The organism is Viridibacillus arenosi (assembly GCF_001955655.1).
In the GTDB taxonomy this organism is placed as follows: domain Bacteria; phylum Bacillota; class Bacilli; order Bacillales_A; family Planococcaceae; genus Viridibacillus; species Viridibacillus arenosi.
This window is the reverse complement of record NZ_MSPW01000003.1, coordinates 128,433-151,874: the sequence shown is the minus strand read 5'-3', so window position 1 is coordinate 151,874 and position 23,442 is coordinate 128,433. Positions and strand designations below refer to the sequence as shown.

The window sequence follows — 23,442 nt, the reverse complement described above, 5'->3', positions numbered from 1 at the left end:
TTTTTATAGCCATCTATTAAAGATCGGTGAGTTCGATTCTGAAGCTGGATACATTTCAATTCTCTGTAGAAGAAGGCATTAAAGAAAAGAAATTTAGATTAATATTCATGCATCCAAATTAAAAATTTCGAAAAACTCGGACCATTTATAAACATTGAGTTCCATTTTCAAAAATAGGCTCTACATAATGACATATTAAGAAATATCTATCTACATGTGTGAAAAGAAAACCCACATTAGGATACCTGGTGTTCATATTGAATGCTTTAATTGAAAGACTATGTTTTAAAAAGGATGTCCCACGTTGAAAAAGGAGACATCCTTCTTTAAGTAGAGGGATAAGTTTAGAAGAAGAAGCAAGAGACACAGATAAATCACTATTTATAGACAAAATCATCCTCTGTATAAATTGAGAATATACTACGATTCCTTCTTCACCTGAATCTAATTCCTTTAATTTCTCATGAACTTTCTCCATTTTATACCCCCACTTTATATCTCTATCAATTTATTCACTACACTTCTAAGTATTTCTTATTAATTATTATTATCTTTATATAATTTAAGTATTTGATAACCATCTGATGGGAGCCCTGCATACGGTTTAACCCAGTTTGGATAGCGAATTGGAATAATCGTACTGATAAACAGAACGAAATTAATAATTGTCATTCCTTTAAAATAGTTTTTAGGTTCAAAATGTGATAATCCAACCATTAAAAAGTAAGAGGCACTAAATAGTATTAAAGAAACGATGGGTCCACCTAAAGACATTATTGTAAATTGAACTTTCGTTAACTTGTTTTTATTTACAGCACAGAACCCAAAATATGCCCAATTGATATGAAAGTGAATTCTTCCAATTCGAAAATTTTCGTTATTGGAGTCATTTTTTGAACCGAGATAAACATGCGCTTCTTCATTTGAGGATATTACGACACCTAGTGCGTGCCCTATTTCGTGCAGCAGTACAGAGAAAGGTATTCCTATTAAATAAAAAAGTATAAAAGAAATCATCATTCTAAATCACCTCTAAATTCTTATATATTGTGCGGGTGTAAAATGCAAGGATAGGTGAGCAAAATAAATTTGCTCTCTTTCCTTTTCTTGTACTTCAAATGATTTCATTTACTACTACAGCAAAATCATTTTTCAAAAAGATTTTAATTCTATCTTTTTAGTAGCTATAGCATTAACAAAATATTCATTATGGTCTACAGCAATCATAGTGGGTTGATATTTCTTTATAGAATCTATCAGCTGATTGATCACGAACATATCTAAATAGTTGGTTACCTCATCCCAAATAAACAACTCATTTTCCCCTAATAACGCATTCGCTAAAAAGACTTTTTTCTGTTCACCAGCGCTCCAATTTTCACTAGATTTATCGGAAAAGCTAGAACGTTCAATTCCTAATTGATACAATAGATGCCAATATTCTTCTTTTGCTTCTTTCGTAGGTAATTGATTGAGCACTGAAAAATAATCTATATCCACTTTGTTTTTTTGACTTAGTATTGATAGAGGATGAGGTAGACTTATTCGATATTCACCTATAGTTTCTAACTGCTCTATTCCAAGTATAAAATTTAATAGAGTAGACTTCCCGACTCCATTTTCCCCCTCAATAAAAAATCGTTCCGTTGGATATACATCTATATTGATTGGTTCAAAAAGAGGTATCCCATTTCTTAAAATCGAAAAATCTCTAAAGAATAAAACCTGCTTTATTGGCTGTTTAACCCTCATTTTAAGTTCAGAAACATTTTCGATATTATGAAGAAGACTTTCCTTTTCTTCAATCATCACTTCTGTTCGTTTTTTAACTGCTTTCGCTCTTTTCATTTGTTTAGCAGCTAGTCGTCTTGCTGAGGCATCTTTTGTACTATTCTCTCTTTTTTGCCCCCAAGTACTCATTTGTTTGGAAACATCATTTAGTCGGTTAATTTCCGTTTTTAGTTTGGCATTCTTTTCCTCAGAAAGCATGTCAGCATTTGCTTTTTCATATTTCCACGTATCCACATTACCTCTAATCATGTCAATCGATTCTTTATTGATGGCTAAAACATGATCCACGAATTGATTTAAAAAAGACTCATCATGGCTAATAACTATAAATCCCTTTTTCTTCTCTAAATACTGACTGACGATTTTTCTGCCATGCAAATCTAAATTATTTGTCGGTTCATCAATTAAAGGAAATGAATTTTCATTCAAAAATAACTCAATTAGCAAGAGTTTTGTTTGTTCACCACCACTTAATACATTAAAACTTTTATCTAAAATGTCATGCGATATATCCATATAGGTTAATTCACGTTCAATTTGCCAAATATCGATATGTGGGTTTTGTTTCAGTAACACTTCTAAAGCGGTTAAATTTTTATGAGTATCTGGAAATGACGGGAAGTATTTAAAATCTAATATTGATTGTATAGAACCTTTATACTCAAGCTGGTTTAAAAGTATTTTTAAAAAGGTTGTTTTTCCTCGCCCATTCCTGCCAACAAGCCCTAATTTCCAATTTTCGTTGATGTTTAAATTCACATTTTTAAAAATCGGTTTTAGCATCGATAAGTATTTAAATGTCATATTTTTTATAAGAATATTCTCTGTCATTCAAATCACCTCTAAGATGAGAGGAAACAAAAAATCCCCCCATTAATTTGGAAGGATTAGTCGATTCAATATATTTATTCATGACAAATAAACCTATTTTTTCGTATTAGGTTCTTCGAAATATGATAAATGAGCAGACTAATCCAATTTTACAAGTACATGTATATACTCTTTTGTAAAAAATAGAATTAGTTTAACATTGTCCACTCATCTTCCCTTCAAAGTTATTACACGAAATATAGCATAAAGTAAATTCCTATGTCAATCAAATTTTAACTATATATGAAAATATTGGATATAACAGAATCGGTTTTGATTTCATGTACATTTCTTCACTATCTCCAAATTTACTTTAACATAAATATACAATAAAAAATCACCTCTAATAAAAACGAAAGAGGTGATTTTTATCGAACTTTAATAGACTATCAGAGTTAGTTTAGCCTTATCTTTTAATCATTAATTTCTCTAACTCATTTATAACTGCAGGTAAATCCGCGTTCATTTCAAATAGTGCTGCTGTACAATAGACACCTTCAATAAACGAGACATCCATAATCTCAATTTCTTTCTCTGAGAGTTCCGCAGCCATTTCTAGATTCATTTTGGCACTACCTAAATCATAAAAAGCGAACAGTTGATTACTTGTATTTTCTTCAATTGCTTGTTGAACTGTTTCAAAGCTGGTGCCAATATCACCATCCACTGTTCCACCTACAAATGTGATAGACACATTAGGTGCAACTTGGTGTATTAAGTCATACAAACCTTTTACGATATCCTTACTATGTGACACCATGACTATGCCGATATTAGTCGTCATTTAAATCACCTGCTTCTAATAGTGCTTCAAAAAACAGTTTAGAGGAAGCGGCACCTGGATCTACTTCGTTTATAGACCTCTCCCCTAAGAAGGATGCCCTGCCTTTAGTTGCCTTTAACTCGGTAACCTTTGTTAGAGTTGTTTCTAATATCTCTGTTGTTAGCTGTTTTTCTTCTAAGGATTCAATAGCTGGCGCCCATACATCTAGCATTGTTTTCTGGCCGATATCTGATTTTCCTCGTTTTTTTATCCCATCAAATCCAGCTTTGATTACATTTATTAATTCATCATGCTGTAACTCTTCTTTCGTGCCAATGGCTTTTGCCATTTCAAGAAACGCTGTACCATATAAGGGCCCTGATGCTCCACCTACCCCGCTAATCCATTTCATCGCAGCATGCTTGAATACATCTGCTAAATGAGGAGGTACAGACTCTTGCCATGAAGAGAGTAATTGTTGCGCTCCCCTTGCCATGTTCATGCCGTGGTCTCCATCACCTATAATACGATCGTATTCACTTAATTGTTCTTTATCTTGAATTACTTTTTCTGCAAATACGGTGAACCATTTTTGTGCCAAATCTTTTGTGATGATCATTAGAAACTCCCCCTTACCAAGCAGGCGCTAGTGTACTTTCAGTTAAATATTCAAGCCATTTCGGATCTTCTAATTGTAATAATGTTAAAGAGACACCTGCCATATCAATAGCAGTCATGTAATTCCCAACTTTTTTAAATTGTACTTTGTAGCCTTTTTCTTGCAATATATTTAAACAATCATGTGCGAAAATATATTGCTCCATAAGTGGCGTAGCACCCATACCGTTAATAAGTACAGCAAGAGTTTGATCCGTCGTCCATTTGGTTTCCATTTCAATTTTATGAATTAATTCTTCTGCAATTTCACGAGAAGTTTTGATTTTTTCACGGCTATAACCGGGTTCTCCGTGTATCCCAATACCAAATTCCATTTCATCCTCATCTAAGTCAAAACCAGGCTTACCAACCTCAGGAACAATGGCAGGTTTTATAGCAACGCCAACAGTGGCAAGATGTGCTACGACACTTTCTGCTAGCGTCTTAATGTCTTCAAGTGAAGCCCCTTTTTCTGCGGCTGCACCGATAATTTTATGCACTAGAATTGTGCCGGCAACTCCTCGACGCCCCTCTGTATAGCTACTATCGAATACAGCCACATCATCATTGACTATAACGTAGTCTACTGCAATACCTTCTAACTCTGCTAGATCCTTTGCCATTTCAAAATTCATGCAATCCCCACTATAATTCTTAATGACAAGGAAAACACCAGAACCTTGATCTGCAGCTTTTATAGCACTAAATACTTGATCGGGTGTAGGAGAGGTAAAAACATGTCCACATACAGCCGCATCTAGCATCCCTAGACCAACAAAACCCGCATGTGCAGGCTCATGCCCACTTCCGCCACCACTAATGATGCCGACTTTATTAGATGTAAATTGAGCGCGTGTAATGACATGAGTATCTTCTAAATACGTCACGTCATCGTGCACTAGCTTGTATCCAGCTAACATATCAACTAGCACTTGTTCAGGTTGATTAATAATCTTCTTCATCCTTCATACCCCCTATGAAAACTACATAATCTTAAATTGTTGCACAAAAAATATCTTTCATTCTACTATTTGTCTGCTATCACCAATCTATGCAGTTAACTGGGAAAATAGGAGAACTCTAATACAATTCGCAGTAATAAATTTGTGAAAAAACCAATTGTCTTCTTTACATAGAAATATGCGATTTCAAAAATTAAATTATAAAGAACGAGATAATTATTTTAATAATAATCTATACTATAGAAAACGTTTTAATAATTGATAGACTATAGAATCATTAGAGAGAAGATGAATACCATCGAAACTTTCCCAGAAATGTATGAACTGATTGATGTATTTGAATCCATACCAGATATATTAGACAAAGACTTGGATTGGTATTATAACGAAAGCACATTGTATTGAGACGAGATAACGAAATACTTGAAGTAATTATTGAACCTGCGATAAATCGACTAAGATTAATTTGGAGAGACGGAAAAAGGATACGAATGGAATTGAATTTAGAAGAAGTAGAAGTTTTAGTCATTACTAAAAATAATGGCGAGGAATCTATTCAAGTATCATTCAATGATTCTTTAATGAAAGATTTGATTGTTAATACGAAACCACATATTTCTGTAGTATGGGGTACACTCCGAGATATTTAAAGGTTGATAAAAGAGCTTGTTGATTTTATAGAATCACAAGCTTTTTTACTACTATTGTAGAAATCTGATCAATGAAGTGTTGTATCACATTCGGTAGGAGAATTTTTATCATTTGATGATGAGTTCGAAAAATGCATTTTGATTTTTCCAAATAAAATTAGGGGGATTCCAAAAAAATATTGGATCCCCCATTAAAATTAAGCTCAATATAAAGAACATTTAAGCATTGAAATATTCAATGATTTCATAACCTACATAATCTGTTTTGGCTGGATATTTACTTCGATAATTACAATTCCAATAACTGATTACTCTACTTTCAATTGTATTATAAAATGTTGCATTTTCTGCAATAAACTCTTTTATGATACTCTTATCAATACTATCTAAATTATCTTTGATCACTTGTAAAATTTCGATTACATACTCCCCTGTAAGTTGAATTATATAGGGAATTATCCAATTGTAGTCATTGCATTGCTTAATTATCTTTTTTAAATTTTCTTCTCTAATAAAACCATCATGGTGCCTTGTAAATACACAATTTAATACTACTTGTTGTCTATCTGTTAATGAACTGTATTGTAATAAGGAAGGTTCATTAATATATATGCGTTCAGGAATATTCAACTTACTTCCCCTATAATTAACCTCAAAACCATATGAAAAGTCTAACTTGTTTGAATGGTTAACTATACTTAAAACTTTAATCACATCTTCCTTTAATTCCATTGGAAATGCTTTTAATAATTTATTTATTTTTCTGGACATATTTTCACCAACTCTAATTAACTGCTAACTTGGCATCTTTTTTGTAAAAATTGTAGAACTCCAACAATTCCAAAATTCAACTAATCGCGGTAATACCACATTAATGAATAATCCGATATTGATTAATCGGTCTACCAACGCCACCGTATTGAATATCGATGACGACTTTTTGCTGTTTTTCTAAATAATCAAGGTAACGACGCGCTGTAACTCGTGCAAGGCCGACACCATTGGCAACTTCTTCAGCAGAAATGGCTGCTTCTTGTTTTTCAATATAAGAAACAATTTTCTCTAAAGTAGAACCGTTTAGACCTTTTGGTAAGTTATTGGGCTCTTTTCTAGTATTTTGTTGATGATGTAATAATTCATCTAGCTCACGCTGAGTCAATTCGTTTTTCTCGGATACTTTTTCTTTAAAGTGCATGTAATTTTCAAGAGTGTGTTTAATGCGTTCGTATGTAAATGGTTTCATAATGTAATCAAATACTCCGAGTTGTAACACATGTTGAATTGTTTTCATATCGTTAGCAGCTGTCACTGTGATGACATCCACCTTTGTATCACTTTCACGAAGCTTTTGCAGCGTTTTAATACCGTCTTGTTCTGGCATGAAAATGTCCATGACGACTAGATCTGGCTTCAACTGCTTAATCTGTTTCATCCCTTCGATACCGTTCCCTGCAGTACCGACTATGCGAAACCCTTTTACACGCTCTATAAATTGGCGATTTACTTGACGCACCATCGGGTCATCTTCTACTAATAACACAGAAATGGGAAGCATACTCAAGCCCTCCTTTACAAATAAAAAGTGATGAAAAAGCTTGTACCTTCACCAGGTGTACTGGATACATCGATAGTACCGTTTCCTTTTTTCACAATTCCATCAATTAAGTATAACCCTATACCGTGATTTTTTTGAGCTTTTGTTGTAAAACCATTTTGAAAAATTTGCTCCAGTTTATCATTTGGAATACCTGCCCCATTATCCTCCACTAAAATGGATAAGGTATGTTCATCTTGATCGATACTTATTAAAACATGCTTTTCTTCTCGTTCTACATTTAATAGTGCATCAAATGCATTTTCAATTAGATTGCCTAGAAGGATTACAAAATCATTGAATGCTAGTGTTTCGGGTAAATAGGACAGCTGGCTATTCATATCAATTTCAACTTCAATGCCTAGTTCTTTACCGTGATTAATTTTACTTAATAATAGGCCGGAAATATTCTGATTTTTAATCCGTTCATCTAAGAAGTTCGTAATATCATCTTGTTGTTCTTTAACTTTTACAATATAAGCTAGTGCTTGATCGTAATGTCCAAGCTGTAATAGGCCTGCTATAGTATGCATTTTGTTTTTGTGTTCATGATTTTGAATACGAAGTGCTTGTACAAACTCTTGAACCCCTGTTAATTCTTCTGCAAGCTTATTCACTTCTGTACGATCTTGGAAAATAGCAATGGCCCCGACCGTTTCATTATTCACTTCAATTGGCACGCGATTACTCATAATACTGTGCTGATTAATGAAGAGCTCTTTGTTATAAACAGGTTCGTTATAGTCTAGAATTTCGGGTAAACGTGTATCAGGTAAAATATGATAGATTTTCTTGCCGATAAAGTCATCACCCTCTACACCTAGAATTTGACGAGCCTTCTTGTTGAAAATGGTTACTGTGTTTTCTTTATCAATCGCAATAATACCCTCATGCATTGCATTAAATGTTTCTGTCCGTTCCACATAAAGACGTGCAATTTCATGAGGCTCTAAGCCAAACATCTGCTTCTTCATATGACGGCCTAATACCCATGCCCCCCATGCTCCAAAAAAAAGACTCAGCATTGTCGCTATAATAATTTCATTTTGAATGCTTTTAATAATCTCGAATACAGTTGGTAAGCTATAACCAACGATTACAACTCCTACTTGTTTGTGCTCTTCGCTCATAACAGGAACGAATGCACGCACTACACTACCAATTTCACCTTTTGCTTTGGAAATATAATAATGTTCAACAAAAGCTGCATTTTCATCAACGGTATTAGATGTTTGCCCTATCATGCTTTTGACAGGATGGGATAACCTTCTATGCTCCATATCTAGAACGACAATATAATCCGCTTTATTTATGACACGGATACCTTCTACGGTTTGATTGATAGTAGCAGACTTCTTCTCAAAGGATCTATTTGAAGCAAGCTGCTCCCTTATTTCCGGTAGCTTTCCGACCGTTCTAGCTATTAACATTGCTTCAGTACCTAGCTCTTTTTCTTTAGTTTTCATTATGTTACCAAGTACGAAAATACCTGCAACTAATAATGAAAAAACGATGAGGAAAAAGGTGAGCGACATTATTTTGCTATTCATCGATATTTGCTTTGTTTTCATGGCGCCCCCTAGAATGTTTTATAGAATGCCTTCATTGTAACATTAGAAACTATGTTAGAATGTAAAGAAAAAAGTCTAAATGTTATGGAGTACATAAATGCGTTTATATATTACTACAGCTTTCATCACTTTAATAGTACTTATTGGTATCATCGGCTATCAACAACAATTCGGATTAGACTCCTCATTACCAATCGATGAAGAACAAGGTGGTTTAAATGACCAAATCGTTATCAATTTTAGTCATATTGTGGCGGAAAATACACCTAAGGGTCAAACTGCTATAAAATTCGCTGAATTATTAGAGCAAAAAACAGATGGTCGTATCCGCGTTGTGATCTATCCAAACGGTTTGCTCTATAATGATAATAATGAATTGGAAGCATTGGAAAATGGAGAAGTAGAAATGATTGCTCCATCCTTTTCAAAAATGACAAAAACGTTGCCTACATGGTCAGTGCTTGATTTACCTTATTTATTTCATACAGAAGATGATGTGAAGCGAGTTTTAACAGGGCCTTTCGGAGAGCAGTTACTGAATCAACTAGGACGCTATAATATTAAAGGATTGGCTTTTTGGAATAATGGTTTTAAGCAAATACTAACATCTGGCAAACCGATACTTACCTCTGAAGATTTTAAGGGACTTAAGGTGCGTGCCATGCCAAGTAAGGTTTTACAACAACAGTTTACTATATTTCAAGCAACCCCCGTTGCAACATCGTTTGATGAATTATATACAGAGCTTGAAAAAAAAGAATTGAATGCACAAGAAAACACTATTTCCAACATTTACTCTAAGGGCTTTTATAAACTACAAAAGAACTTAACGATTACAAATCACGGTGTACTTGGATACGCTGTTATGATGAATGAGGATTTTTATAATAGTTTGTCAACCGATTTGCAGGAAAAAGTAGTAGAGGCTATTAATGAGGCTACTTCTTGGAATTTTGAACATTCAAAGCACATGAATGATAAGGATTTGGAGAGTTTACAACAATTATCCGATGTTCAGATCAGAACTTTATCATATGATGAACAACAAAAATGGCAAAAGCTCTTCAAACCAATTTACGAAAACTATCGTAAACAAGTAAGTAAAACATTTTTACAGGAAATTGAAAAAGAAATTAACAATAAATAACAACAATTACACAACTGTACTAGTACAAAAGGATTTTTTAAAATTGTGTATTAAGTTTTTTTAAGTCTTGGATTACTCCAAGGCTTTTTCTTATCCCTTGATATGACTGCATTTTGGAGCGAATCTAAATTTTAACACAATTCGAGACCAATATGATCAAAAAGAGTTTTAAAACCATAACATTAAAAACATTTACAACAGCGTTATGATGGAATCGTTGTAAGCGATACCAAATAAAATTACAAAGAAGGCCAGTCATATGAAAATTAACTTTAAAAACTTAACAGTTCAAGTCATCTGTGCAATCATTCTTGGTATTATAGTAGGCGCATTGTTCCCTACTTTCGGGTCACAATTAAAAGTGCTTGCTGATATTTTCATTAAGCTAATCAAAATGTTAATTGCTCCAATTATCTTCCTTACAGTCGTAATTGGCATTGGAGGTATGGGAAACCTGAAAAAGGTTGGTTCAATTGGTGGAAAAGCTTTAATCTATTTTGAAATCGTATCTTCTATTGCTCTAGCAATAGGATTAATCGTAGTACATATTATCCAACCAGGGAAAGGTTTAGATACTTCTTCTGCAACTGCAGGTGATGTAGCACAATTTACAAAACAAGCTGCTGAATCTGAACATGGCATTACAAGTTTTATCATGGGTATAATTCCGGAGAATTTCTTTGGTTCTCTTGCAGCTGGAGAATTACTTCCTGTATTATTCTGTGCTGTGTTGTTTGGTGTTGCTACAGCTTCAATCGGTGCCCCTGCAAAACCGATTGTTAAATTATTCGAACAAGTAGCAGATATCTTCTTTAAAATTATTAGTATGATTATGAAATTGTCCCCAATTGGCGCATTTGGTGCCATGGCTTATACAATCGGTAACTTTGGTCTTGAATCATTGTGGTCATTAGGTAAACTGATGTTATCAGTCTATATTACGATGTTCTTGTTCGTCATTATCGTATTAGGCTCCATAGCAAAATATTACGGCTTTAATATTTTCAAATTTATAAATTATATTAAAGATGAACTGTTTATTGTACTTGGAACTTCTTCATCTGAATCAGCCTTACCGCTTATTATGCGTAAGTTAGAGAACTTCGGTTGTTCTAAGCAAGTAGTCGGTTTAGTTGTACCGACTGGCTATTCTTTTAACCTTGATGGTACGTCTATATACTTATCAATGGCTGCGATGTTCATCGCTCAAGCGTATGACGTGCCACTATCTTTCTGGCAACAAATCACTTTGCTTGGTATATTAATGCTGACATCTAAAGGGGCCGCTGGTGTTACAGGGTCTGGATTCATAACTTTAGCCGCAACCTTAGCTGCCTTTCCTATGATTCCTGTCGAAGGGATTGCCCTTTTAATCGGCGTAGACAGATTTATGAGTGAAGCACGTGCGATTACGAATATTATCGGTAACTCTGTTGCAACAGTAGTTGTTGCGAAAATGGAAAATGAATTCGATCCAACAAACGGTTATAAAAAGGAATTGGATTCTGAAAATACTGCACATTAACTAGTATACAAATGTCCTATATAGCACTCGATCTGCTAGACAAGACTTTCGTATATAGCCACTTGGGTTTATCTCAGGTGGCTTTTTTGTACGGAGAAACAAATCACTGTACTAGTACATAAAGATTTTTATTATCTGTACTATAAAAATAAAATAATAGCCTTCGATTAAAATATATCCTGTAAACCCTTGCCATATATACATTTGGGAGATTTTTTAATAGTCGAAAAATAAAAAGACCAAAACGACCGAAAAGAACATTATCACCAAAATATATGAAAACGTTTTCTTTACAATTATGATAATAGCAATGAAAGCGATATCAAAACACATTATAGAAAGAAGGTACACATTTGAAAATCAATTTTAAAAACCTAACTGTACAAGTAATTATCGCCATTCTACTTGGTGTTGTCGTAGGAGCAGTGTTCCCCGAGTTTGGCGCTAAGTTAAAAGTTTTAGCAGATATTTTCATCAAAATGATTAAAATGTTAATTGCACCAATTATCTTCCTTACGGTTGTCATCGGCATAGGGAATATGGGTGATTTGAAAAAGGTTGGTAAAATCGGAGGGAAAGCACTACTTTACTTCGAGGTAGTATCAACGATCGCATTAGCTATTGGATTGCTAGTCGTTCACCTTGTACAACCTGGTAAAGGTTTAGATACTTCTGCAGCAAATGGCAGCGATGTATCAGCATATACAACTGCAGCTGCTGAAAGTGAAGGCTTAATTGGTTTTATCATGAGTATCATTCCGGATAACTTCTTCGGCTCTCTAGCAGCTGGACAATTACTACCAGTTCTATTCTGTGCTATTTTGTTTGGTGTCGCTTCGGCTTCACTTGGAGAGGCTTCAAAACCAGTTATTAAATTATTTGAACAAACATCAGAAATTTTCTTTAAAATTATCGGTATGGTGATGAAGCTCTCTCCTATCGGTGCATTCGGTGCAATGGCTTATACTATTGGAAACTTCGGTGTTAAATCACTATTTAATTTAGGTCTGCTTATGGTATCTGTTTATATTACAATGTTCTTATTCATCGTTCTCATCTTAGGTGCGATTGCAAAATACTTTGGTTTTAATATTTTCAAATTTATCGCCTATATTAAAGATGAAATTTTCCTAGTAATAGGTACTTCATCTTCTGAATCAGCACTACCGTCAATGATGAAGAAACTTGAAAACTACGGATGTTCGAAGCAAGTAGTTGGATTAGTTGTACCAACTGGCTATTCCTTTAACCTTGATGGTACGTCCATTTACTTATCAATGGCTGCTATGTTTATCGCACAAGCTTATGACGTTCCTCTATCAATCTGGCAACAAGTGATGTTACTAGGGGTATTAATGTTAACGTCTAAAGGAGCTGCAGGTGTAACAGGCTCAGGCTTTATCACTCTAGCTGCAACTTTAGCTGCCTTCCCGATGATTCCAGTAGAAGGTATTGCATTATTAATCGGAGTTGACCGCTTCATGTCTGAAGCTCGTGCTGTAACAAACTTAATCGGTAACGGTGTTGCAACTGTTATCGTAGCAAAATCAGAAAATGAATTCGATCCAACTGGCGCTCAAAATAAAGTAAGTACAGAAACATCCGTACAAAATGTTCCTGTACTATCAAAATTGAATACTCAATAAACAAAAAATGTACATTACTATAACTCTTAGTAATGTACATTTTTAATTTGCAATACTTCTGCTAAGTGTACTGTAAACTTTAAATTTGATTCACATTTTATTTATAAAAGTTCACGCGCCAATAAGCTATATACTTCTAAACGCTTCTCTTGCGAATTTGGAATACTACAGATCATCGCTTCATCAAAACCATACTTAGCTTGTTCTTCTTCCAAAAAGGTTGCGATTTCTTTTACAGAACCGACCTGATGACGTCTTCGATTATCTTGAATTTGCATTTTCTCCATTTCAGTCAACTGATAATTTTGTGCTTCTTCTGGCGTCATCATTGGTATAATCTGACCACGCATAAAGAATAAACTAAACAGATCATAGGGACCAGCTTCAAATTCAGCTTCTTCACGAGTTTCAGCAGTTGTCACCATATAACAAACATTTATTTCGGATTTTTCCATATAGACAGATGGTTTAAAACTTTTTCTATAAGTGTCAAAAATTTCTTTAGACATTTTGCCGTTAAAAAATTGTGCAAAGGAATAACCTACACCTAAAGAGCCAGCTTTTAAGGCGCTATTACCACTAGAGCCTAAAAGCCATGCCTCGGGTAATACGATACTTGATGGTGCTGCAATTGTTTGCTTATACAAATCTTCTGTAGGTACTTCATCATTAATTAATTGAAGGGTCGTTTCAAATTTCTCGTACATATTGTGATACATCGGCTGACGCCCTTCAGATAAGGCTAATATCGAAAGTTGATCGCCTCCCGGTGCGCGCCCTGCCCCAAAATCAATACGTCCAGGTGTTAGTGCACTAAGTGTTTTAAATACTTCAGCCATTTTTAGCGGTGAGTAATGCATCATCATAGTCCCACCTGTACCGACTCTAAGATTCTTAGTTCGCGAAGCAATATGGCTAACGATAATTTCAGGTGCTGCACTGACAAAAGTCCTTGAGCTATGATGCTCAGCCATCCACATACGATGATATCCTAGTTCATCTGCAAGGACTGCCAGTTCTACCGCCTTTGTAACGGCGTCTCTCTCTTCATTTCCCCCAGTAACAGGTGCTTGGTCTAATACGCTTAATTTCATAGTGAGAACTCCCTTTTATTCGTTGGATTCAATTTTTCTTTCAGAACGTAATTTTTGAGGAGTTACATCGTTTCCTAGTGGATCCATTACCTTCAAACCTGAGAAAGTTTCAAGTACTTGTCCACGAATTTCACGTAAGTAATCTTCTCTTAATACTTGTTGCTCTACCTTTTCAGTAGCTGTCAATTCACTCTCACGTTGCTTTTTAGCCAATTCATTAATACGCTTTAAACTTGGTATCATTTTTTTCATCTCTTTTCTCTTTTTTTAAAATCCGACTGACTATATTTTTAATTAAATACATAGTGCTCTAATTTCGATAAAACGTTAGAATTTCATTGAAACAATATAAGCCATTGAAACTGAGATTCTACTTAATAGCCGGGAACTTTGGAACAACAAATTCCCCTAGCTCCTGAATGACTTCCTCAGCAGGACGCTGACTATATTTCATTCCAAACATAATGTGATTAACACCTGCTGCCTCGTATGCAGAAAGGTAATCTATGATAAAATTCCGCCCTGCTCGGAAGCCACCTGCAATTGGTTTTGGTGCTTCATTGGGATTAGCAGACAAATCAATCGTGATTGGCTGGATAAATGGCTTAAATGTGTCATTAGCAAGCCGCCATTTTTGAATTAGCGTGCGCTGACTTGTTACATCTTGTGCATAGAAGAGCCAGCCATCTGTATTTTTTGCTAGCCATTCTAACGTCTGTCCTGAATAACCTGTCCCAAATACAGGAATATCCTGTAAAGCAGGCTTTGGTACTACATCTCCATGTGTCAATGCAACGTGGTCAGTTTGAATTTGTGGAAATGTCTCGTTCCATACGGTCTTCATAACGGAAATACTCTCTTGATAAAGGGCTGATCGATTCTCTGACTCTATTTTAAAGGCTGGAAACTCAATTGGGCGATCACCTGTCGCCGTCCCAAACAAGAAACGTTGATTTGACAATTGATCTAATGTTGCAGTTGATTTTGCTAAATGCAGTGGATTTCGCAAAGGTGTCACAATACTTGCCGTTCCAAGTGCAATAGTTTTTGTATTCGCTGCGACATATGTTAAGAACATTAGAGGATCATATAGGAAGCCGACGTCACCAAAGTTTGGATCATAAATCGGGGCGTCTCTCACAAATAGTGCGGCAAATCCATAATCTTCTGCTAGTTTGGCTAGCTTTATTTGATCATCGATATCCATTTGAGGAGTGCTTCCTGTATATGCCTCTAAAGGAAATGCTAAACCGAGTGTTAATCGGTTTTCCTTAAAAGAATGCGAAAATCCTTGATGTGACTGAAAATGATTCATACTTAATTCCTCCAAAAAGGGTGTCTAGGTCTTATAAAACCATCTTTTCTTTTACCCATTGTTGTAACATCTCAACTTCTTTTGCAAAACGTTCTTGTTGTAATTCTTCTGATAACTTCGCAATGGTTTTGTTCTTCAAAACTGACTGCCATGCAGTTTCAGCTTCATCCATGATTTCAGTAATCAAACGACAACTATCATTCTTCTTTAAATTCAATACATCATCAAGTACATCACTTGGTGCAAAATGCGATTGCTGACCCTCGATCGCAAGGTATATATCATAGATTCGAATGTCTTCTGGCCTTTTATTTAAACGAAAGCCACCCTTTACACCAGGAACGGACATGATTAAATCAGCGCAAACTAGTTTTCTTAGTAATTTCCGAAAATAAGTCACGGAAGTTCCTAACTGTTCACTAATGGCTTCTCCTGGTAACACTGCTTTATCGGGCAGTAGATTGAGTATAAGAATAGCCGATATAGACTGTTCCACTCCTTTTTTCATTTGCATAATATCACCTCTTTTTTCTATTTTTCAATATACATGAATAGATTTATTTACTTAGGAAATTATCAATACAATCTAACTTGGATAATGTTTGTCGCAATTAGATAATAATAATTGAAGTCTTTAATAAAGTAAACTAATTGGCTCTAACCTTTAGGAATTTAATTCATATTTCATAACTCCATACACTATATCCTATTTTCTGATAAGAGATAGTTCATCGATTTCTTTTCAATTAAAATGCGTTGTTAGGTGCTTTATGTATTGCTTCTATCCCTCTCTTCATGTATGCTAAAGGCAATTCAAAGAAGGAGTGATATCATTTGGCTATCTCAAAAGCAAAACGTCATAGACAGCATGTATTACGCAATTTAGGCAAGGATGTAACAACACAGCGTGGAGAAGTTGCTTTTAGTACACATACAAGAACTACTAAAACGAAAAAAGACAAATTACAAGTGCAATTCCATAAACACAAAAAGCATTTCCAGGGAGATCATTATTCCGATGGAGATGCTTTTTTAGTTGTTCCATTTTAATTTTTTTAAGTTAAGTTATTGAGCTTTCGAATAAAGTCTGTTCAAAATGACATAAAACTTTCTAACTATGAATGTGTTTTTCATAATAAATTTCTAAGAATAACCCTTTAAAACACTTCAGGATTGACTCATATCAACCTCCAGCCGTTAAACTGTCTACCTTACTCTAAAAGTTTGAATATATCTTCTTCTAATATTGGGTTATTTAGTGAATAATAAGTACCATTGATGTCAATTTCATCATCTAAAAAGGTTACATTAAAATCTTTTTTTCCTGAATATAGAACAGCGCAATATATATATCCCTTTACTTTTTCATGATTTTTCATTTCTTTATATTCTCTTTCACTTAGAAGCTGATAAAACTGTTCTATATTTTCATCTTCAGTAGTACTATGTCTTTCCCCAGTTCGTCCATCAATAACTTCAATTTTAGATACCGATATATCACCAATTATTTCCATAAAACCTTTACTTTCTTTTGAACTTGTTTGAGAGCAACCACAAATCAATAATAAGCCAATAGATACAATAATATAGTTCTTCACTTTGATTCTCCTTGATTTATAATGTACGTACTTTGTTTAAATAGTCTAAATATGAATATCATATATAATTAGTAATCTATTTCAACTTAAAGTAATATAAAATTCTTCATACCCTACACCTATATCTACTTAGTAAGCATCTACAATTATTTTATAACATGTTATGTAAGCCTTTCTTTGAAACAGATTACTCTTCTTCACCTCTTCATTGCTCTTGCTAATACTATATTTAACTCTTCTTTTACTAAACTTCCACTATAAACATTCATGTATCAACGGTTTACAACACTTTAAATATCAATAAGATTTATTTATCTATTAGTGATTTATCATTTAGTGGATAAAACCTAGATATTCTACAGCTTTCCAATTCTTCCAACTGCAAATTATCCACAATTTCCTTCGCAACCAATCGACTAATAACAGGAGATAATGTGATTGCAGAATGCATAACTGCTAAATAAAGTCCCTTTATCTGATCATGAAAACCGACAATGGGGTAACCGTCTTTAGGCATAGGCCTCATTCCTACTTTGATACTTTCTAACTCTAAATGTTCCCCTTCTTCCAAATCGGAGCGAAGGGTTTCAAATGCTCTTTTTCCAATCGCCTCTGGTCCGTTTTCTCCATACTCATCCAAATAATCTTCAGCGGCAATAAGTGTATAATCGGATAGTTGTCTTGCCTCAAATCTTGAATTAGAAATTAAGGTGTGAATGAGCTTTTTTGGAGATTTCATACGAATAATAATTGATGGTGAAGACTCAATAGGAATATCAAGACCAAGAGGTTTACACAGCTCAGGTAACGCTGTACCAGTTGCTAATACAATTACATCTGATTCTATATAACCTTTTGAAGTATGTATGCCAACAACTTTGGTACCCTCTTTTTTTATTTGTGTCACTTTTGTATCGAATAATATATTTACCCCGTTTTCTTCCGCTATCTTTACCAAAAGATTCGTTAGGACATTAGGGTCTACCGCGCCTTCTTTATAAGCATAAAGAGCTTCCTCAGGATATTCTTTCAAATGAGGTTCTAGCTCCGATATTTGCTGACGAGTTATTTTTTTCACATGAGATTTATTGATGCTTGTGAGATTTCCCCATGTAAGTGCACCGTTCCAATCTACCTTCAATTCTGGTATCTCTTTTTCCAATACATGATATTCTGCAAGTGACTCGTCATACAAATGTTGAAAGTTATTTGGAACACGCCCTGATGGATTAATCCAAGCAAAAGATTTCTCTGTTACCCCATATCCTGCTTTTGAGTGACACTCAACTAAAGTGACATTCTGATTTTCCTTTGATAGATTATAAGCTATAGACGCACCAACAATCCCTGCACCAACAATTGTAATCTTTTGCTTTTTAGTCATAACTATTCCTCCCTCTATAAATGTTGATATATCAATGATTTGACCCGTAAAAAACCTTTGGTATAACTAGCCATTTGCGATTTTAGATATGTATTTTTTGGAATATCTGTTTGTACATAAAGAAAGACACCTCTTTTTTTTCACATGTTTATAATCCGTATTTCAACATCCTTTCTAATATATACGTTTAGATATAAAGAGAGTTTCAAATATTACCATATATTCATAAAATATATAATATTTAATTTTTTCATTCTCTTCCTTTTTCTCAAACCAAATTTTCATTTACTTATCGAGCTTTTATAACTAAAATTGATTAGTGTTAATTAACTAGAAATAAACGGAGGAACAAAATGAAGGACAAGGATACTATAAAAGTAATAATATTGTTGCTTATACTTGTGTGTCTATATTTGTTTATGCTTGTTTTAGAATGTATAGTAGGTTCAATTTGGAACCTCTTATTATTCCTTGCAGTCATTCTCACAACAATATGGTGCTACTATAAAAAGAAAAGAAAAAAAACATATACCAAAGGAGTTATTTTACTAATTATTTTATTATTAATATTAATTTGGTCTATTGGCCCCTGTGTTTACGAAAAACATATAGCTGAACTAGAGAAAAGTGAATTAGAAGAAAAACAAAGAAAAATTGAAGCCGCAAATTATGTAAAAGAGATGGAAGAAGATATGAAGAAATCTCAAGAAGAGGCAAAGAAAGAATATGATAAAAGAAAAGTAGAAAAAGAAGAATCTAAAAAGGATGAAAAAGTCAAAACATCTTCTACTACAATTTACAATTTTAAAATAGATAAGGATTGTTCAGATTTTAGCAACGCTTCTGAAGCAACTAAATTTATGAACGAGTCAAAGGCAGCTGGCTTTGGAGACCATCGGTTGGATCGAAATAAAGACGGAATTGCTTGCAACTAAAAAAATAAACAAACAAAATCGAAGGTCATTACGTTTAATAGTAATACCTTCTTTTCTTTTTTGACTGTACACCTATCGAATATAATCATAGTCAACACTAGTAACAAGAGTATCTATTACTAGACTTTATTAAACAATATTGTTCATATTTTATTGTTTACTTATTGAAGTAAAGCACCGTTAGTTTAAGTACATTATTTCACAAACTTTGTTGATTTTACATAATTCATTTTATTCATTACAGGAATGCTACCCGACAGGCTGCATAATAAAAAAGACTGCTTATTAGCAGTCTTTTTCAGCTCTTGTATCTGGTAGTTAGCATGGTATGTTCCGGCTACTCATAACAACATCTTTATCCCAAACTTGTCAACAAAACCATAATCCCATTAGTTAAACCGTGAATAATAACTGATGGCCAGATCGAATTAGTTCGTTCATACGCTAAAGCAAAAATGATACCACTAAAGAAATTTACTGGCATTACATTATATGTTGGAATATGAACAATTGTAAAGATTGTTGAGCTAAGTAAAATTGCTCCAATAAATCCTATACGTGTACGTAACCAACGATATAAAAAACCGCGATAAAAAATTTCTTCGTATATTGGTGAGATAACCGCCGCAGAAATAAAGGCAATTAGAACCGTAACGAAAGTTACATTTTGCTGTATTGCCTCGGTTTTGCTGTTCTCCCACGAATTCCCTATAAAACTAGTAAGCACTACAATTATCACGGCACCAACCATTAAGATAACAGAAAATATAACAATGATTTTCCAATCCTTAACAGCGAACCTTTTTATCCCTACTTCACTCCAAGAAAGTTTTTTCGGACGGAGAGCAATAAAATAAACACCTAAAATTAGAATAATTGCTATTGTCAATCCCATTAATGTTCCAGCATATAGAACATTATCAAGCCAGTGAGAATAAATTGGGTGAACAACGAATTTAATACACCCAATTACAAATACAAATTCAAGTAACATTAAAAATATAAATTCTTTCAAACCCCAACGGTCTTCTTCCTTCCAGTTCATTTCATTTGTTTTCATCCGCCATCACTCTTCCTTTATATGGTATAATCCAACTATATTAGATGACGTTACGTCACCTGCAAGCTTTATTTTTAGGAGGGAATAAAATGAAACGATGGACTACTGGACAGGTATCAAAGCAGCGAAATGTCTCCGTTCGCACACTTCGTTATTACGATCAGATTAATCTCCTCACACCAAGTTTTAAAGATGATAATGGACGACGATATTATTCAGAAGAGGATATGTTTAAATTAGAAAAAATCATCATTCTAAAATCACTTTCACTTCCACTCGAAAATATTCGCGATTTATTAGATAGACTATCCTATAAACAAATTCTAATTTCGCATCACAATTATCTACAAGATGAACTTTCCAAACTTCAAACAAGCATTTCTAATACAAAATCTTTAATTAATATGATCGACTTGGAAGAATCTTTGTCTTGGGAACGTGTCTCTCAACTTATTCAAATTTCACAAAATAGCTCTAAAAAATGGATTGACTATTTTGAAGTTGATGAAAAGGTAATCTTGCAAGAGACAATTCCAAATCTCGGCAACAATGATTCGACAACACATCAGTATATTTCTTTGCTACGACGAATTGAGTGGTGTATAAAACACAATATTAAACCTGAATCAGAGGCAGGTCACCAAATTGCTTGCGAGTTAATAGAAATATCAAACGATACTTTTCAAGGAGATACGACATTGATGGATAAGTTCTGGGAAGTCAGAAAACTGCCCTCTGAGGAAACGGGCCTATACCCGATTTCGAAAGAAGTACTGGAGTATGTAGAGCGTTGTATTGCTAATGTTACATGTTAGGAATAAGTATATGAATGGTCGGGGTAATTAGCATAATATAATAAATACAAATGGCTTATTCAACTAACCTGGCCCTTTAGTTGAATAAGTCGCCTAATTTAAGGTCATTATACTTTTTATTATTCATATTATTTACTCCTCATTCACTCCAACAATTCAAACTAGATAGTTTTTTACATAATGTTTCGTCTATATAGAATTCTTTCCTTGAAGCAACAAAAAACCTCGACTGGTAGCAGTCGAGGTTTTTGTATTAAAAAATTTATAATTTTAAATGTAAGTTTTTTCACATTTTATCACTCGCAAAATTTTAGCGTTTTTATTTTATACCAAGAAGAATTTTATCTATCAATGTATGTATATGGATTTACGAACAGATATATGTTGTGTTATTCATTATTATCAAATAATGAAAACTTAAGATAATCGTTTAAGTTTTTTCAAATTCTTGGATACTAGTCATAAGTAATGGATTACCTTATTTATTAATTCCCTATTGTCCTGCCCCTCCTATCCTTTGATGAATAGAATAATGAAGAAAGAGGATATTTTTATGGGATACTCCGGAAATATGTGCAATTTTAACAGTAACTGTGGAGACAATAAATATGGAGATAATTCAACATTCCTTCTATTTGTTGTTCTATTCATTATTCTAATTTGTCGGACTACTTTCATGTATTAATCAATTCAACACACCCAATATTTATGTGTGAAAAATTATGCTTTAGCTTCTATTCAGATTATCTAATAATGGATAAAAGTCTTCAACATTGTCAATGATTTTTCTAAAATCAAATAGTCTCCAAAACCGCTTTAGATAGCTATCACTCAATGTAATAGTAGTGTAAAGCTAATTTATCCTCAAATCTCCTGGTTTGTTGTCTTCGGTGACCTTTTTCTGCAAAGTGTTCAGTAATCTTTTTTATATAGATTCATAAATTTCTACTTCAAATGGATTTCATGCAGCTCCACATCAACCAAAATCTTTCACAAACTAGGTAACACGTTTATTTATTTTTTTCAAATGAATGATTGATTAGATGAATACCTTATATCCTTTATTTAACTAAACATATTCTAGATTATAGAAAGGAGGGAATTTATTATGGGAAATCAAAACTATAATGACTATGGTAGACGTAACAATTCTTCATTCGCTTTAATCGTTGTCCTATTCATTCTTCTAATTATTGTTGGCGTTAGCTTCATACATTAACTCAAAGCCTCCTTTACTAGCTAACCCATGATAGTAATTGTAAAGTTAAGGTAATTTCGCCTTACACATCCCTTTTTTCTGACATCGAGGGTCACTTGCCAACGAGTGACCCTTTTAATCGTTTCTTTCCACATATACATATTAGTTCACAATTTACTGAGCATTTCATTTCAGATATTCATTCAATATAGTGTTGAAATTTAAAATTCCACTATGGTAAATCTATTTAAAATAGTCTTCTACTCCTTCTTCTTTAACTAACCTGTCCCTTTTGTTAAGTAAGAAAAAAGAACTGTCTGAACGCTCAAAGATCTTCTACTAAAGCACCCGTACATTCTTTCACAAAGTTTATTGATTTAGCAAAATTAAACAGTTCATATATTACAAAAATGCTACCCCGTTAGTACATCTTTCATTTTGGAAATATGAAAGAATAATCCATACAATAAAAGAAAATCCCCCTGATCAAAGATATTTAATCCAATATGAAATTGGCCAAAACCTATTCCTTCTATTTCCCCGAAGGAATAGGTTTAAGTATTTTTAACCAAACTAGAAAAAATCGGTGTGCCAAGGCTAATAGTTAAAATAATGTCTAACGGCTAAATCTTTTCCCAACAATTGAAACCGATATGACTAACAATATGTATATTAAGAATTTATCTTTCATAAATTTCATCCCTTTTGAATCCTAAAGCACCCTTCTCTCTAATCGTTTACAACGGATATCCTACAATTTCATTCATGAAAAACTAAAAGTTCTATTCATGGCTATTATTAATAAAATGTCTATTTGTGAATCATTCGACAAAGAATGTAAACAAGGTTTACATATCAAAAACTTAT

The 23,442-nt window shown here is 33.7% G+C and carries 23 protein-coding genes and 1 pseudogene; 8 read left to right on the top strand and 16 right to left on the bottom strand.

Annotation, left to right across the window (positions count from 1 at the left end):
- Positions 1-145 precede the first annotated feature (145 nt).
- The 6 genes from BK137_RS07350 to dhaK form a co-directional block, all read right to left on the bottom strand.
- Positions 146-478, bottom strand: coding sequence for a hypothetical protein (locus BK137_RS07350; protein WP_038181832.1), 333 nt, complete (start codon positions 476-478; stop codon positions 146-148).
- Between the two features lie 59 nt (positions 479-537).
- Positions 538-1,020: a hypothetical protein gene (locus tag BK137_RS07345; protein ID WP_051448630.1), complete on the bottom strand. Its 483-nt coding sequence runs from the start codon at positions 1,018-1,020 to the stop codon at positions 538-540.
- Between the two features lie 132 nt (positions 1,021-1,152).
- A complete protein-coding gene (locus BK137_RS07340; protein WP_038181836.1) occupies positions 1,153-2,622 on the bottom strand; it encodes an ATP-binding cassette domain-containing protein in 1,470 nt (489 codons plus the stop codon).
- Positions 2,623-3,067: 445 nt separating this feature from the next.
- Complete coding sequence (gene dhaM / locus BK137_RS07335) at positions 3,068-3,445, bottom strand: dihydroxyacetone kinase phosphoryl donor subunit DhaM (protein WP_038181839.1); 378 nt, start codon at positions 3,443-3,445, stop codon at positions 3,068-3,070.
- Positions 3,435-4,043 carry a dihydroxyacetone kinase subunit DhaL gene (dhaL, locus tag BK137_RS07330; protein WP_038181842.1) on the bottom strand — a complete coding sequence of 203 codons (609 nt, stop codon included), beginning with the start codon at positions 4,041-4,043 and terminating at the stop codon, positions 3,435-3,437. Before dhaL ends, dhaM begins: the two co-directional genes overlap by 11 nt.
- A 13-nt stretch (positions 4,044-4,056) precedes the next feature.
- The gene (gene dhaK, locus BK137_RS07325) at positions 4,057-5,043 is read right to left on the bottom strand and encodes a dihydroxyacetone kinase subunit DhaK (protein ID WP_038181845.1); all 987 of its coding nucleotides are present in this window, start codon (positions 5,041-5,043) and stop codon (positions 4,057-4,059) included.
- A 491-nt stretch (positions 5,044-5,534) separates the two neighbouring features.
- On the opposite strand from dhaK, the gene BK137_RS22245 reads away from it, so the two are divergent.
- Positions 5,535-5,693: a hypothetical protein gene (locus tag BK137_RS22245; protein WP_155981166.1), complete on the top strand. Its 159-nt coding sequence runs from the start codon at positions 5,535-5,537 to the stop codon at positions 5,691-5,693.
- Positions 5,694-5,912: 219 nt separating this feature from the next.
- Here BK137_RS22245 and BK137_RS07320 read toward each other — a convergent pair whose 3' ends face one another.
- The 3 genes from BK137_RS07320 to BK137_RS07310 form a co-directional block, all read right to left on the bottom strand.
- Positions 5,913-6,464, bottom strand: coding sequence for a hypothetical protein (locus BK137_RS07320; RefSeq protein WP_038181847.1), 552 nt, complete (start codon positions 6,462-6,464; stop codon positions 5,913-5,915).
- Between the two features lie 100 nt (positions 6,465-6,564).
- Positions 6,565-7,248, bottom strand: coding sequence for a response regulator (locus tag BK137_RS07315; protein ID WP_038181849.1), 684 nt, complete (start codon positions 7,246-7,248; stop codon positions 6,565-6,567).
- 14 nt (positions 7,249-7,262) lie between these two features.
- On the bottom strand, positions 7,263-8,858 hold the full coding sequence (locus tag BK137_RS07310; protein WP_038181853.1) for an ATP-binding protein: 1,596 nt from the start codon (positions 8,856-8,858) through the stop codon (positions 7,263-7,265).
- A 97-nt stretch (positions 8,859-8,955) separates the two neighbouring features.
- On the opposite strand from BK137_RS07310, the gene BK137_RS07305 reads away from it, so the two are divergent.
- The 3 genes from BK137_RS07305 to BK137_RS07295 all read left to right on the top strand — a co-directional run bounded on the left by BK137_RS07305 (position 8,956) and on the right by BK137_RS07295 (position 13,176).
- Positions 8,956-10,005, top strand: coding sequence for a DctP family TRAP transporter solute-binding subunit (locus BK137_RS07305; RefSeq protein ID WP_038181855.1), 1,050 nt, complete (start codon positions 8,956-8,958; stop codon positions 10,003-10,005).
- A 259-nt stretch (positions 10,006-10,264) separates the two neighbouring features.
- Positions 10,265-11,530 (top strand): dicarboxylate/amino acid:cation symporter, encoded by a 1,266-nt coding sequence (locus tag BK137_RS07300; protein ID WP_038181857.1) that lies wholly within the window; start codon positions 10,265-10,267, stop codon positions 11,528-11,530.
- Between the two features lie 353 nt (positions 11,531-11,883).
- Positions 11,884-13,176: a dicarboxylate/amino acid:cation symporter gene (locus BK137_RS07295; protein ID WP_038181859.1), complete on the top strand. Its 1,293-nt coding sequence runs from the start codon at positions 11,884-11,886 to the stop codon at positions 13,174-13,176.
- A gap of 101 nt (positions 13,177-13,277) precedes the next feature.
- On the opposite strand, the gene BK137_RS07290 is transcribed toward BK137_RS07295, so the two are convergent.
- The 4 genes from BK137_RS07290 to BK137_RS07275 form a co-directional block, all read right to left on the bottom strand.
- Entirely contained in the window at positions 13,278-14,270 is a 993-nt protein-coding gene (locus BK137_RS07290) for an LLM class flavin-dependent oxidoreductase (protein WP_038181862.1), read from the bottom strand.
- A gap of 15 nt (positions 14,271-14,285) precedes the next feature.
- Entirely contained in the window at positions 14,286-14,513 is a 228-nt protein-coding gene (locus tag BK137_RS07285) for a DUF896 domain-containing protein (protein ID WP_038183069.1), read from the bottom strand.
- A gap of 127 nt (positions 14,514-14,640) precedes the next feature.
- The gene (locus tag BK137_RS07280) at positions 14,641-15,585 is read right to left on the bottom strand and encodes an LLM class oxidoreductase (protein WP_038181865.1); all 945 of its coding nucleotides are present in this window, start codon (positions 15,583-15,585) and stop codon (positions 14,641-14,643) included.
- A 31-nt stretch (positions 15,586-15,616) separates the two neighbouring features.
- Entirely contained in the window at positions 15,617-16,099 is a 483-nt protein-coding gene (locus tag BK137_RS07275; RefSeq protein WP_038181868.1) for an RrF2 family transcriptional regulator, read from the bottom strand.
- A 320-nt stretch (positions 16,100-16,419) separates the two neighbouring features.
- On the opposite strand from BK137_RS07275, the gene BK137_RS07270 reads away from it, so the two are divergent.
- Positions 16,420-16,635 carry a hypothetical protein gene (locus BK137_RS07270; protein WP_038181871.1) on the top strand — a complete coding sequence of 72 codons (216 nt, stop codon included), beginning with the start codon at positions 16,420-16,422 and terminating at the stop codon, positions 16,633-16,635.
- A gap of 161 nt (positions 16,636-16,796) precedes the next feature.
- On the opposite strand, the gene BK137_RS07265 is transcribed toward BK137_RS07270, so the two are convergent.
- Positions 16,797-17,183 carry a hypothetical protein gene (locus BK137_RS07265; protein ID WP_038181875.1) on the bottom strand — a complete coding sequence of 129 codons (387 nt, stop codon included), beginning with the start codon at positions 17,181-17,183 and terminating at the stop codon, positions 16,797-16,799.
- A gap of 307 nt (positions 17,184-17,490) precedes the next feature.
- Entirely contained in the window at positions 17,491-18,567 is a 1,077-nt protein-coding gene (locus BK137_RS07260) for an NAD(P)/FAD-dependent oxidoreductase (RefSeq protein WP_038181877.1), read from the bottom strand.
- Between the two features lie 353 nt (positions 18,568-18,920).
- Here BK137_RS07260 and BK137_RS22600 point away from each other — a divergent pair, with 353 nt between their 5' ends.
- Complete coding sequence (locus tag BK137_RS22600) at positions 18,921-19,502, top strand: excalibur calcium-binding domain-containing protein (RefSeq protein WP_235175693.1); 582 nt, start codon at positions 18,921-18,923, stop codon at positions 19,500-19,502.
- Positions 19,503-19,857: 355 nt separating this feature from the next.
- Here the strand turns inward: BK137_RS22600 and BK137_RS07250 are convergent, their stop codons facing one another.
- The gene (locus tag BK137_RS07250; protein WP_038181880.1) at positions 19,858-20,562 is read right to left on the bottom strand and encodes a CPBP family intramembrane glutamic endopeptidase; all 705 of its coding nucleotides are present in this window, start codon (positions 20,560-20,562) and stop codon (positions 19,858-19,860) included.
- Positions 20,563-20,651: 89 nt separating this feature from the next.
- Between BK137_RS07250 and BK137_RS07245 the strand changes: the two genes are divergently transcribed.
- On the top strand, positions 20,652-21,377 hold the full coding sequence (locus BK137_RS07245; RefSeq protein WP_038181882.1) for a MerR family transcriptional regulator: 726 nt from the start codon (positions 20,652-20,654) through the stop codon (positions 21,375-21,377).
- 1,147 nt (positions 21,378-22,524) lie between these two features.
- Positions 22,525-22,596 (top strand): annotated as a pseudogene (locus BK137_RS22960) (YjcZ family sporulation protein); the annotation flags it as partial.
- Positions 22,597-23,442 lie beyond the last annotated feature (846 nt).

Coding starts and splice junctions, on each gene's coding strand:
- BK137_RS07350 (WP_038181832.1), bottom strand. CDS start 478: ATGGAGAAAGTTCATGAGAAATTAAAGGAATTAGATTCAGGTGAAGAA.
- BK137_RS07345 (WP_051448630.1), bottom strand. CDS start 1,020: ATGATGATTTCTTTTATACTTTTTTATTTAATAGGAATACCTTTCTCT.
- BK137_RS07340 (WP_038181836.1), bottom strand. CDS start 2,622: ATGACAGAGAATATTCTTATAAAAAATATGACATTTAAATACTTATCG.
- dhaM (WP_038181839.1), bottom strand. CDS start 3,445: ATGACGACTAATATCGGCATAGTCATGGTGTCACATAGTAAGGATATC.
- dhaL (WP_038181842.1), bottom strand. CDS start 4,043: ATGATCATCACAAAAGATTTGGCACAAAAATGGTTCACCGTATTTGCA.
- dhaK (WP_038181845.1), bottom strand. CDS start 5,043: ATGAAGAAGATTATTAATCAACCTGAACAAGTGCTAGTTGATATGTTA.
- BK137_RS22245 (WP_155981166.1), top strand. CDS start 5,535: ATGGAATTGAATTTAGAAGAAGTAGAAGTTTTAGTCATTACTAAAAAT.
- BK137_RS07320 (WP_038181847.1), bottom strand. CDS start 6,464: ATGTCCAGAAAAATAAATAAATTATTAAAAGCATTTCCAATGGAATTA.
- BK137_RS07315 (WP_038181849.1), bottom strand. CDS start 7,248: ATGCTTCCCATTTCTGTGTTATTAGTAGAAGATGACCCGATGGTGCGT.
- BK137_RS07310 (WP_038181853.1), bottom strand. CDS start 8,858: ATGAAAACAAAGCAAATATCGATGAATAGCAAAATAATGTCGCTCACC.
- BK137_RS07305 (WP_038181855.1), top strand. CDS start 8,956: ATGCGTTTATATATTACTACAGCTTTCATCACTTTAATAGTACTTATT.
- BK137_RS07300 (WP_038181857.1), top strand. CDS start 10,265: ATGAAAATTAACTTTAAAAACTTAACAGTTCAAGTCATCTGTGCAATC.
- BK137_RS07290 (WP_038181862.1), bottom strand. CDS start 14,270: ATGAAATTAAGCGTATTAGACCAAGCACCTGTTACTGGGGGAAATGAA.
- BK137_RS07285 (WP_038183069.1), bottom strand. CDS start 14,513: ATGATACCAAGTTTAAAGCGTATTAATGAATTGGCTAAAAAGCAACGT.
- BK137_RS07280 (WP_038181865.1), bottom strand. CDS start 15,585: ATGAATCATTTTCAGTCACATCAAGGATTTTCGCATTCTTTTAAGGAA.
- BK137_RS07275 (WP_038181868.1), bottom strand. CDS start 16,099: ATGCAAATGAAAAAAGGAGTGGAACAGTCTATATCGGCTATTCTTATA.
- BK137_RS07260 (WP_038181877.1), bottom strand. CDS start 18,567: ATGACTAAAAAGCAAAAGATTACAATTGTTGGTGCAGGGATTGTTGGT.
- BK137_RS22600 (WP_235175693.1), top strand. CDS start 18,921: ATGAAGGACAAGGATACTATAAAAGTAATAATATTGTTGCTTATACTT.
- BK137_RS07250 (WP_038181880.1), bottom strand. CDS start 20,562: ATGAAAACAAATGAAATGAACTGGAAGGAAGAAGACCGTTGGGGTTTG.
- BK137_RS07245 (WP_038181882.1), top strand. CDS start 20,652: ATGAAACGATGGACTACTGGACAGGTATCAAAGCAGCGAAATGTCTCC.